This is a genomic window from Stenotrophomonas sp. SrG (assembly GCF_050031795.1).
GTDB classification, from domain to species: Bacteria; Pseudomonadota; Gammaproteobacteria; order Xanthomonadales; family Xanthomonadaceae; genus Stenotrophomonas; species Stenotrophomonas rhizophila_A.
Genome location: NZ_JBNBBE010000010.1, coordinates 86,826 through 98,299 on the forward strand (window position 1 = coordinate 86,826; position 11,474 = coordinate 98,299).

At 63.8% G+C, this 11,474-nt stretch carries 10 protein-coding genes and 1 tRNA gene; 8 read left to right on the plus strand and 3 right to left on the minus strand.

Going from position 1 to position 11,474, the window contains the following annotated elements; genetic code table 11:
• Positions 1 to 64: 64 nt before the first annotated feature.
• The 3 genes from serC (at position 65) to aroA (ending at position 3,739) form a co-directional block, all read left to right on the plus strand.
• Positions 65 to 1,150 (plus strand): phosphoserine transaminase, encoded by a 1,086-nt coding sequence (serC, locus tag ACQG3P_RS11255; RefSeq protein WP_426805083.1) that lies wholly within the window; start codon positions 65 to 67, stop codon positions 1,148 to 1,150.
• 29 nt (positions 1,151 to 1,179) lie between these two features.
• Positions 1,180 to 2,340: a prephenate dehydratase gene (gene pheA, locus ACQG3P_RS11260; protein ID WP_095362709.1), complete on the plus strand. Its 1,161-nt coding sequence runs from the start codon at positions 1,180 to 1,182 to the stop codon at positions 2,338 to 2,340.
• A 91-nt stretch (positions 2,341 to 2,431) separates the two neighbouring features.
• Entirely contained in the window at positions 2,432 to 3,739 is a 1,308-nt protein-coding gene (gene aroA / locus ACQG3P_RS11265) for a 3-phosphoshikimate 1-carboxyvinyltransferase (RefSeq protein WP_426805084.1), read from the plus strand.
• Between the two features lie 75 nt (positions 3,740 to 3,814).
• Here the strand turns inward: aroA and ACQG3P_RS11270 are convergent, their stop codons facing one another.
• Complete coding sequence (locus ACQG3P_RS11270) at positions 3,815 to 4,393, minus strand: energy transducer TonB (protein ID WP_068852777.1); 579 nt, start codon at positions 4,391 to 4,393, stop codon at positions 3,815 to 3,817.
• A gap of 201 nt (positions 4,394 to 4,594) precedes the next feature.
• Positions 4,595 to 5,227, minus strand: a complete 633-nt coding sequence (locus ACQG3P_RS11275) for an energy transducer TonB (RefSeq protein ID WP_217537530.1) — start codon at positions 5,225 to 5,227, stop codon at positions 4,595 to 4,597.
• Positions 5,228 to 5,342: 115 nt separating this feature from the next.
• Here ACQG3P_RS11275 and serS point away from each other — a divergent pair, with 115 nt between their 5' ends.
• On the plus strand, positions 5,343 to 6,623 hold the full coding sequence (gene serS / locus ACQG3P_RS11280) for a serine--tRNA ligase (protein ID WP_093536014.1): 1,281 nt from the start codon (positions 5,343 to 5,345) through the stop codon (positions 6,621 to 6,623).
• Between the two features lie 157 nt (positions 6,624 to 6,780).
• Here serS and ACQG3P_RS11285 read toward each other — a convergent pair whose 3' ends face one another.
• The gene (locus ACQG3P_RS11285; protein ID WP_184126984.1) at positions 6,781 to 7,368 is read right to left on the minus strand and encodes an FMN-dependent NADH-azoreductase; all 588 of its coding nucleotides are present in this window, start codon (positions 7,366 to 7,368) and stop codon (positions 6,781 to 6,783) included.
• 124 nt (positions 7,369 to 7,492) lie between these two features.
• On the opposite strand from ACQG3P_RS11285, the gene ACQG3P_RS11290 reads away from it, so the two are divergent.
• The 4 genes from ACQG3P_RS11290 (at position 7,493) to ACQG3P_RS11305 (ending at position 11,056) form a co-directional block, all read left to right on the plus strand.
• A complete protein-coding gene (locus tag ACQG3P_RS11290; protein WP_068854691.1) occupies positions 7,493 to 8,485 on the plus strand; it encodes a LysR family transcriptional regulator in 993 nt (330 codons plus the stop codon).
• A gap of 79 nt (positions 8,486 to 8,564) precedes the next feature.
• Positions 8,565 to 8,654: transfer RNA gene (locus tag ACQG3P_RS11295), tRNA-Ser, on the plus strand.
• A gap of 87 nt (positions 8,655 to 8,741) precedes the next feature.
• Positions 8,742 to 10,193 carry a DUF6538 domain-containing protein gene (locus ACQG3P_RS11300; RefSeq protein WP_426805085.1) on the plus strand — a complete coding sequence of 484 codons (1,452 nt, stop codon included), beginning with the start codon at positions 8,742 to 8,744 and terminating at the stop codon, positions 10,191 to 10,193.
• Positions 10,194 to 10,333: 140 nt separating this feature from the next.
• A complete protein-coding gene (locus tag ACQG3P_RS11305; protein ID WP_426805086.1) occupies positions 10,334 to 11,056 on the plus strand; it encodes a hypothetical protein in 723 nt (240 codons plus the stop codon).
• The last annotated feature ends 418 nt before the right edge of the window (positions 11,057 to 11,474 follow it).

Here is an 11,474-nt window from a genome sequence, read left to right on the forward strand (position 1 = left end):
TTCCTGCAAGGCCTAAAGGCTGGTGCGCTGCGGCATACTAGGGGTCTTGCCCCATAGGTGTGACATGACGCGCGCGTTCAATTTCAGTGCCGGCCCTGCAACCCTGCCGGAATCGGTCCTGCGCCAGGCGCAGGAAGAGATGTTGGAATGGAACGGCGCTGGCGCCTCCATTGTCGAAATGAGCCACCGCAGCCCGGAGTTCATGGCCGTTGCCGCCCAGGCCGAAGCCGATCTGCGCCGCCTGCTCGGCGTGCCGGACGATTACGCAGTGATGTTCCTGGCCGGCGGGGCAACCACCCAGCAGGCCCTGCTCGCGCTGAACTTCGCCGCCCCCGGGCAGACCGTGGATTACGTGCTCACCGGGCATTGGGGCAAGACCGCGATCAAGCAGGTCAGCCCTTACGTGCGGGTCAACGTGGCCGCCAGCAGCGAAGCCGGTGGTTTCCATGACATCCCGCCGCGCAGCCAGTGGCAGTTGTCCGACGATGCCGCCTACGTGCACATCACCGCCAACGAAACCATCCACGGCGTCGAGTTCCGTGACACCCCGGACGTCGGCAGCGTGCCGCTGTTCGCCGATTTCAGCTCCTCCATCGCCAGCGAACCGCTGGATGTCTCGCGCTACGGCCTGATCTACGCCGGTGCACAGAAGAACCTGGGCCCGGTCGGCGTGTCGGTGGTGATCGTGCGCCGCGACCTGCTCGAGCGCAGTGGCCAGCCGCGCGCGGACATCTTCGATTACCGCTCGCACGTCGCCCGCGATTCCATGCTCAACACTCCGCCCACCTGGAACTGGTACCTGGCCGGGCTGGTGTTCCAGTGGATGCTCGCCGAGGGCGGGGTGGAAGAATTCGCGCGCCGCAACGCGGTCAAGTCGACGCTGATCTACGGCGCCATCGATGCCTCCGGCGGCTTCTACCGCAATGAGGTGGTGCCTGCCGCGCGTTCACGCATGAACATTCCGTTCTTCCTGCCTGACGAAACCCTCACGGCCCGTTTCGTGAGCGAATCCAAGGCCGCCGGGCTGCTGGCGCTGAAGGGCCACAAGGCCGTCGGCGGCATCCGCGCCTCGCTGTACAACGCACTGCCGGTGGAAGGCGCACAGGCGCTGGCCGCCTTCATGCGCGATTTCCAGCAACGCAACGGCTGACGTTCCCGAATCTGTAACTGGATACCCTGATGGCCACCAAACCCGCCAAGCCCAAGGCACCCGCCGCCAAGCCCACCAAAGCCAAGGCCGACGCCGTACCTGCCGTCGCCGCCCCGGTGCTGTCGGATGTGCGCGCCAAGATCGACCACATTGACCGCAGCATCCAGGCGCTGATCGCCGAGCGCGCCCAGTTCGCCCACCAGGTCGGCAAGGCGAAGGGCAAGCTTGCCGCTGCCGTGGATTATTACCGCCCCGAACGCGAAGCCCAGGTGCTGCGCATGGTGGTGGACCGCAACGAAGGCCCGCTCAGCGATGAAGTGCTGGTGCATGTGTTTCGCGAAATCATGTCGGCCTGCCTGGCCCAGCAGGAGCCGCTGAAGATCGGTTACCTCGGCCCGGAAGGCACCTTCAGCCAGCAGGCCGTGCTCAAGCACTTCGGCCGTTCGGCGCTGGGCCTGCCGTTGGCCAGCATTGAAGAAGTGTTCCAGGAAGTGGAAGCGGGCAACGCCGATTTCGGCGTGGTGCCGGTGGAAAACTCGGGGCAGGGCACCATCCAGATCACCCTGGACATGTTCCTCACCTCCAACCTGAAGATCTGCGGCGAAGTCGAACTGCGCGTGCAGCAGTACCTGATGTCCCGCAGCGGCCGCCTGGAAGATGTCGAACGCGTGTATGGCCACCCGCAATCGTTCATGCAGACCTCCTCCTGGCTGCGCGCCAACCTGCCCAAGGCCGAGAAGATCCCTGTGTCGAGCAATGCCGAAGGCGCTCGCCGCGCCCGCAATGCCGATGACGCCGCCGCCATTGGTGGCGAAAGTGCAGGGCACGTGTATGGCCTGAAGAAGGTCGTGACCAAGCCGATCCAGAACGACGCCGACAACACCACCCGCTTCCTGGTGGTGGGCCGCCAGTTCTTCCCGACCTCCGGCCACGACCGCACCTCGGTGCTGGTGTTCATCCACGACAAGCCCGGTGCGCTGTTCGACGTGCTCAGCCCGTTCGCGCGGCACGGCATCAGCATGAACCGCATCGAATCGCGCCCGTCGCACAACGCCAAGTGGGAATACGGCTTCTTCATCGACCTGGCCGGCCACATCGACGACGAGGCCATGCAGGCCGCGTTGGCCGAACTGAAGGCGCACTCGGCGCAGATCAAGGTGTTGGGCTCCTACCCGGTGGCCGTGCCCTGATACCTCGGCGCCGCCGCACTGCGCGCGGCGCCGCTTACCGTCATTCCGCACCATCGCTGCCTTCGCGGGCGGCTTTCTACAGGATTCCCCGATGACCGCTTCCGCTTCCTGGACCGCCCGCAAGGGCCAGCCCCTGCAGGGCAGCCTGACCATTCCCGGCGACAAGTCGGTCTCGCACCGTGCGGTGATGTTCGCTGCACTGGCCGATGGCGTTTCGCACATCGACGGTTTCCTGGAAGGCGAGGACACCCGCGCCACCGCCGCGATCTTCTCGCAGATGGGCGTGCGCATTGAAACCCCGTCGCCGTCGCAGCGCATCGTGCACGGCGTGGGCGTGGATGGCCTGCAGGCGCCGGAGGCGCCGCTGGACTGCGGCAACGCCGGCACCGGCATGCGCCTGCTGGCCGGCCTGCTCGCCGCGCAGCCGTTCGATTCAGTGATGGTGGGCGATGAATCGCTGTCGCGCCGTCCCATGCGCCGGGTGACCGGCCCGCTGGCGCAGATGGGCGCGAAGATCGACACCGAGGCCGACGGCACCCCGCCGCTGCGCGTGCATGGCGGCCAGCCGCTGCACGGCATCGACTTCGCCTCGCCGGTGGCCAGCGCGCAGGTCAAATCGGCCGTGCTGCTGGCCGGCCTGTATGCGCAGGGCGAGACCGCCGTGACCGAACCGCACCCGACCCGTGACTACAGCGAGCGCATGCTGCGCGCGTTTGGTGTCGAGATCGAGTTTTCGCCCGGCAAGGCCCGCCTGCGTGGCGGCCAGCGCCTGCGCGCCACCGACATCGCGGTGCCGGCTGACTTCTCCTCGGCTGCGTTCTTCCTGGTGGCGGCCAGCATCATTCCCGGTTCGGCACTCACCCTGCGCCAAGTCGGCCTCAACCCGCGCCGCACCGGCCTGCTCGCCGCGCTGCGACTGATGGGCGCGGATATCCGCGAAGAAAACCATGCGGAGCAGGGCGGGGAAGCCGTAGCAGACCTGGTGGTCCGCCACGCACCGCTTCACGGCGCCGAGATTCCCGAAGCGCTGGTGCCGGACATGATCGACGAGTTCCCGGCCCTGTTCGTTGCCGCTGCCGCTGCACAGGGCAACACCATCGTGCGTGGCGCGGCCGAACTGCGGGTCAAGGAATCCGACCGCCTCGCGGCCATGGCCACCGGCCTGCGCAGCCTCGGCGTACAGGTGGATGAAACCGAAGACGGCGCCACCATCCACGGCGGGCATGAGCTGGGCAGCGGCACCATCGAAAGCCACGGCGACCACCGCATCGCGATGGCCTTCGCCATCGCCGGCCAGCTAAGCAGCGGCGAGGTGCGCATCAACGACATCGCCAACGTCGCCACCTCGTTCCCCAACTTCGACGGCATCGCCCGCACCGCCGGCTTCAACCTCGGGTAAGGCACCGTCGGCGGCAAAAAAAAGGAGCCGACCCGATGGTCGGCTCCTGCTCCCCCGCCGTTTTACAGATGAGGGTTACCGCTGCTCGGTGCGGAAATCCACCGGCACGCGTACCACGCTGGCCACGGCGCGGCCGTTGTGCATGGCCGGTTCGAACTTCCAGTCACGCACGGTGCTCAGCACTGCACGGTCCAGGTCGCGATCACGACCGCCACTGCGCTGCACGATATTGGCGTCGGTCACCTGGCCGCGAGGGTCGACGTTGAGGCTGGCAATCACGCTGCCTTCCACGCCACTACGCAGCGCGGTCCGCGGATACACCGGCTTGGCATTGCTGCTCAGCGGGCGCGCATCGCGATCGCGGACCACGGGAGCAGCACGACGCTGCGTGGTGGCTGGCGTCGCTTCACGGTTGGCCGGGGCCGGCGTCACCGCCACCGGCGTCTCGGTAGCAGGCAGCATGCGTTCCCCGACCGGCGCGCTGGCGCCTTCATCGGGATTGGCATAGCGCAGCCACACCAGCGCGGCGGCAAACATCGCGACGATCAGCGCGATCCACAGCAGGGGGGAGGTGCGGCGGCGGCCCGGCTCGTCAATGATGTCGCGCTGCTGCTGCGGCGACGTAGGCATCTCGTGTGCATGGGTAACACTCATGGCGGACTCCTGGTGTCGAGTTGACGACGCCAGTCTTGCCTGAGCCGGGTTGCGGGTGTGTCACCGATGCGTCAACGCGATGAGTGCATTCCCGTCGAGGTTCAGCATCATGAGCCGGACCTTTACGTGGAGCTCGCGCGGTTTTCAGAAGTGTGCCCACTAACAGTGGGCACCTACCCGTGGGCATCTACCCGCGCAATTTCATTGCGCCTTGAAATCGAACGGGACTTCGATGCTGCCGGGCACCGCGATGCCGTTGCTCTGCGCCGGCTGGAAACGCCAACGGCGCACGGCATCGCTGGCAGCACGATCCAGGTCACGCGAGCCGCTGCGCTGGATGATGGTGACGTTCATCGGGTAGCCGGTCGCGTCCACATCCACGCGCACCACCACGCTGCCTTCCACGCCGTTGCGCAGGGCGGCAGGCGGGTAGGTCGGCGGCGGCGACTGGTCGGCAATCGGCTGCGGGCGGTCGCCGGCGGCCATCGCCACGGGGGCGGTTTCCGGCGCGGCAGCGGCCGGGGCGGCCGGCGCCGGCGGCGGAGCGGTTTCCACCAGCTGCGGCTTTTCGTCTTCCACCGGCAGGGGCTTGGCGTCAGGCATGTCGCTGGACCCGGCCGCGGCGGGCAGGGGTTCGGGCAAGGGTTCGACTTGGGCGACTTCCTGCGGGGTCTGCGCGGGGCCGGCCTTGTAGAAGTCGTTGTTGCGGTTGCCCAGCCACACGGCCAGGAACAGCAGCACGCCGACGCCAAAGGCGATCCCGGCGATCATGAGGCTGCGGCGGGGCAGCTGGAAGGTGATGTTCTTGCCAGACGAGGAACGGGAAGCGGACATGAGCCATACCATGGTGAACTCCCCGATTCTGCCACGCCGGGAATGAACCGGGCGGCAGAAAAGCCGATTACAGGCGATAATCCCCCTCCAGACCCGTACTTACCGCCCAAACGCCATGCTCGATCCAGCCCTGCTCCGCCAACAACCCGCCGAACTCGCCGAACGCCTGCGCTCCTCGCGCGGTTTCGAGCTGGACGTCTCCGGGCTGGAGTCGCTGGAAGCCGACCGCAAGCGCATCCAGATCCGTACCCAGGAGCTGCAGAGCCTGCGCAACAGCCGCTCCAAGGCCATCGGCCAGGCCAAGGCCAAGGGCGAGGACGTCTCGGCGATCATGGCCGAAGTCGCCGCCTTCGCCGACGAACTCAAAGCTTCGGAAGTAACCCTGGACGAGCTGCGCGAAAAGATTGAAGCCATCGCGATGGGCATTCCCAACGTACCGGCAGACGATGTCCCGTACGGCAAGGACGAATCGGAGAATGTCGAGCAGAAGCGCTGGGGCACCCCGCGCAGCTTCGATTTCCCGGTGCTCGACCATGTCGAGCTGGGCGCCCGCAACCAGGGGTTGGATGGTGAAGCCGGCGCCAAGCTGTCCGGTTCGCGCTTCACCGTGCTGCGCGGCCCGGTCGCGCGCCTGCACCGCGCCCTGGCCCAGTTCATGCTCGACCTGCACACCGGCGAGCACGGGTATGAGGAAACCAACGTCCCGGTGCTGGTGAACCCGGAATCGCTGCGTGGCACCAGCCAGCTGCCCAAGTTCGAAGACGACCTGTTCAAGACCGCCGTGGGCGAGTCGACCCGCTACCTGATTCCGACCTCGGAAGTGTCGCTGACCAACATCGTGCGCGACGAAATCGTCGATGCCGAGCGCCTGCCGCTGAGCATGACCGCCCATTCGCTGTGCTTCCGCGCCGAAGCCGGCAGCGGCGGCCGCGACGTGCGCGGCATGATCCGCCAGCACCAGTTCGAGAAGGTCGAGCTGGTCACCGTGTGCGCCCCGGCCGAGAGCGAAGCCGAGCACCAGCGCATGACCCGCTGTGCCGAAGTGGTGCTGGAAAAGCTGGGCCTGCCGTACCGCAAGGTGCTGCTGTGCACCGGCGACATGGGCTTCTCGGCAATCAAGACCTACGACCTGGAAGTGTGGCTGCCCTCGCAGGACACCTACCGCGAGATTTCCTCGTGCTCCAACTGCGGCGACTTCCAGGCGCGCCGCATGCAGGCGCGCTGGCGCAACCCGGAAACCGGCAAGCCGGAACTGGTGCACACGCTCAACGGCTCGGGCGTGGCCGTGGGCCGCGCGATGATCGCGGTCATGGAGAACTACCAGAACGCCGACGGCAGCATCACCGTACCGGATGCGCTCAAGCCCTACATGGGCGGCCTGGAAAAGATCGCGTAACAGCAGAAGCCCGCCGAAAGGCGGGTTTTTTGTGCGTGGCTGCCTGAAAAAAGAAACGGCCCCGCAGAAGCGGGGCCGCAGGGTGGGCCGGATGGGGGAGGGGGAACCCGGCCCGGGCAGGGCGTCCGACGAGGACTCAACGCCTGCCCTGGAACACTCAGGCTTCGGCCAGTTCTTCGAACTCGGCGGCCGGCAGGCTGGCCAGCGCTGCGGCAATGGCTTCTTCGCGGTGGGTCGGCGAATACGCAATGCCTTCGGCACGCACGAATTCGACATTGGTGATGCCCATGAAGGCGAACACCTGGCGCAGGAACGGCTCCTGGAAGTCAGCCGGCGAATCGGTATAGATGCCGCCACGCGAGCTGGCGATGATCACGCGCTTGCCACCGGCCAGGCCGACCGGGCCATTCTCGGTGTACTTGAAGGTGCGCCCAGCCACCGCCACGCGGTCGATCCAGGCCTTCAGGGTCGACGGAATGCTGAAGTTGTACATCGGCGCGCCGATGACAATCACGTCTGCGGCAAGGAACTGCTGCATCACCGCTTCGGCATCGGTGGCTTCGGCCGCATCCACCTGGGCCAGCGAACCACTACTCAAATGGGGAATGGGATTACGATCGAGATCGCGGTAGGTTACATCGAGGTTCTCAACGGTCTCATTGAACCGTGCGACCACGGCTGCGGACAGCTGGCGGGAAACCGAGTTGTCGCCCAGCACGCTGGCATCAATGTGAAGAAGCTTCATGGCAATCACCTGTATCCGGGGAAGGGCGGTCAAGGCGCCGCCGACGGAAAGCAGGTTAGGTTGTTGCGTCGCTGGGATAAAGGTGGTTGAATACCACGTATTGTTCTATATCTGGAACTTCGGTATGCACGACCTCAACGACCTGTACTACTTTGCCATGGTGGTGGACCACGGCGGTTTCGCCGCGGCCGAACGCGCCCTGGGGATCCCCAAATCCCGTCTGAGCCGCCGCATCAGCCAGCTGGAAACCGACCTGGGCGTGCGCCTGCTGCAGCGCTCCACGCGTCGCTTCGCGGTGACCGACGTAGGCACCAGCGTGCATCGCCACGCGCAGACCATGCTGGCCGAAGCGCAGGCCGCCCGCGAAGTGGTGGACCGCCTCAGTGCCGAGCCACGCGGCCTCGTGCGCGCCAGCGTTCCGGTCTCATTGGCGCAGATGCAGCTGCCCAAGCTGCTGCCGAAGTTCCTGGCCCAGTACCCGAAAGTGCGCCTGCAGCTGAACATCAGCAACCGCCGCGTGGACATCATCAACGAAGGCTATGACGTGGCCCTGCGCGTACGCTCACGCTTGGACGATGACGGGAGCCTGGTGATGCGCAGCTTCGGCCAGGTGCAGGAACTGCTGGTGGCCAGCCCGAAATATCTGGATCGCGCCGGCCGCCCGAAAGATCCCGATGAACTGGCCAACCACGTCACCCTGAGCATCAGCGAAGACGAGGCCCGCCAGCGCTGGGAGCTGCACGGCCCGGAGGGCGCGGTACGCCGCGTGGACCTGCAGCCGCGCGTGGCCGGATTCGACTTCCCGCTGCTGCAGAGCATGGTCAAGGACGGCTTCGGCATCACCATGCTGCCCGAGACCGTCTGCGCCGACGCCGTGCGCAGCGGCGAGCTGGAAGTGGTGCTGCCGGAATGGTCGCTGCCGCAGGGCATCTGCCACGCCGTATTCGCCTCCCGCCGCGGCCTGCTGCCGGCGGTGCGGGTGTTCATCGACTTCCTGGCCGAGCATCTGCCGCCGCAGCTGGAAGCGTCGCGCCTGGACTGCGGCGGCGCCTGCGAGCGGGCCAAGGAAAAGATCCGCGCCAGCGCCCTGGGCGCCCTGGCGGTAGACGCCGGCTGACGCTGTCGGGGTCGGCCTTGGGTAAACCCGGCCGACCATGCGAGAATACGCGCCCGGCCTCGGCCGGCGCAGGACATCCGGAGAGATGGCCGAGCGGTTTAAGGCACCGGTCTTGAAAACCGGCGAAGGGTCATTCCTTCCGTGGGTTCGAATCCCACTCTCTCCGCCAATATCTATATAAGTTATTGATTTAATTGAACTTATTTTGGATATTTAAGTCTGCCAGCGGGACGCAAATCGGGACACATCTCCCGAAATGCGCATTCCCCATCACCTCATCCGTACCCCCTCCGGCACTTACGCGTTTCGTCAGCGCGTGCCGAACGACTTGCAGGCCGTCATCGGCCGCAAGCTCATCAAGCAAACGCTCCGGACCGCGAACTTGGCCTCCGCCAGACTGCGCGCGATCGTCTTGGCATCAGGCTATGCTCACGCGTATGACGTGTTGAGGGATCGACGGGTGGATCGGTTTAGCAAAAAGGATCTGGAAGCGCTCGTCGAGCGATTGAGTGGCGGGGGAGATCGGCGCGATCTGACGCTTCATCGGACGCAGGCTGCGGACGGCACCGTCACGGAACGCTGGCAGATCGACAGCGAAGACGATGTCCGTCTGTTCCGCCAAGCGCAGAGCTTCGCAACGCCCGCAGAAGTGGCATCCATCGGCATGCTCGACCCCGAGCCTAGGCCGGTTCGCGAAACTCGTGCGCAAGTGACGGAGACGATCTCATTGGAAAAGGCGCGCGATGCGTGGCTGGCGAGCATCAAGCCGCGCACATTGCCCAAGACTTACACGATCAAGACAGCCGCAGTAGAGTCGCTCGTTGCGTTCCTAGGACCGAAGTCCAAGCTTCACACGGTCACGAGGCCCGACTTGGCGCGCTGGTATCAACATCTTCGTGATAACGGCGCCTCGACGCCAACACTGACGAAAAAACAAAGCTACGTTGGCGGTAAAGGCGGCTTCTTCGACTGGGCCATTGCGTCCGGTTACTTCCCCCAGGGCGACAATCCCGCAACCGGGCATGTGAGCTATTCGCTGCGGGAGAAGCGTGCCAGGCGCAAGCTCGGCTTCAAGGCTTACGACCGTGATCAGATCCAAACGATCTTCTTGCCGAGCAACTTCGATAAGCTCTCAGAGAACGCCCGATGGGCGTCGCTCCTTGGACTCTACACAGGCGCCCGAGCCTCGGAAGTGGGTCAGCTCTTGATCGACGACATCATCTTGGAAGGCAAGCTGCCTTGCATCCGAATCTCCGATGAAGGCGAGAACCAGAAGGTAAAAACGGAGGTCAGCCTTCGCACCGTTCCCTTGCATCCGGATCTCTTGGCGTTGGGCTTCATGGATTGGGTTGCAACGCGCAAAGCGTCAGGGCACAAGCGTCTGTTTCCCCAGGCGAAGGGCGACGCGCTCAATGGTCAAGGCAATTGGATCACGAAGGCGTTTAGCCGACACTTGGCTACAATTGGCAAGGACTGGCCGAAGGCAAAGCGGGGCTTTCATTCGTTGCGAAAGACCTTCATTCAAGAGCTCCAAACACTCGGTGTAGCATCCGAGCTGCGCGCTCAGATCGTCGGGCACGAGCTCGATGATGAGCATCACGCCACTTACAGCCGCGCCTTCACTGCCAAGGAAAAGCTTAGCGGTATGGGCAAGCACTCCCCCGGGCTCTCTTCGCTGAACTACGGGTTGTTTTTGCGCTCTGTCTAACAAAGTGATGCATCTATGCGGCGATTTCTCCGCCCGTTCGAAGAGGGCTGCAAAGCCGTTTGTATCAAAGTTTCCGATGCCATTGCGACAGGGCGACACCGTGCGAGCGCGCCACTCCTTCTTTTCTGGATACATGATATATGGCCACACTCACAGATACCTTTGATGATCTTTCACACGCGTTGCGGCTTCTCCAAGAGGCAGATTTCCGAGCGAACAATGGTTTGCTACTCCTGGATCGAGCCGAAGCTGTCGGGAACATCGAAATGGCCTGGACTGGGGTGCTGAATTCATTCCACAGCCTATATGATGCGACGGAAAAGGACTCGCGATGTGAGCTGGACTGGTATGCCCACCCCGAACTGGCAACCATCTTGGTGCTCAGAAATGCTCGCCATCATAATCACGCGAAAAAGGTCCGCACGCTCTATACGCACTATATTCAAGAGGCGCAGAAGATTGGTCGGATGGAGATGTATGTCCTGCTTGACTTTGTCGCTGCCGAGGAAGGAGGAGATACGTTCGACCTCCATCTGGCATGGCAAGATCTGAGGGATCTCTTGGAGCTGCCCCAAGCCACAACTCGGATTAGACCGTCGTTGGCGTTACAAATTAAGGCCTACCTTGGATCAGGTGAGTTTTGTAGATATGCATCCAGATTCAATTTGCCGGAGGAGCGTGTGGTTTTTAACGTAATTCCTTTAATCTGCAATGCAGCGGCCAGAGTCACCGCCGAAATCCAGGGCTGGATTGAGCCGACTTCAACAGAAGCGAAGACGTTCCTTTCCCTCTTCAAAGATATGCCTCAATCGGACACGCGTTTTCCCGAGGTGAATGCTGGACCCATCGCGTTCGTGTCTTGAGCACATAGCGCTGCCGCTATGAAAGGTGAGCTGGGAGAGATGCCCGGCGATTTGACCAACCCCGATCTTCCATTGCGCTGTTTCTTTTTGCGAAATTTCGCGCTCTGCAAAGACTTGGCTTACAGCCTCAGTCGTTGAGGCCAGTCGGAGATGAAACGATGGTTTGTCCTCGTCCTTCGGATGCATCTTCACATCCTTGCAGAGGTTTTCTTAACCTCCGCCTTGATGCGATGGGAGCGCGGCGGGTGGCTGTTAGTCGCACGTGCTGGTGTGCGAGGCTGACTCGCAGCTTGCGGCGAGCGATGGAGTTGCCGGGCTCTGGAGAGATCATGCATCCCTCACAATCGCGTTGCTAACTCATCTTAGTATCGTAATTTCCTTAAACACTTCCCCGCAAAGTTACGTCCGTGGTCCAATG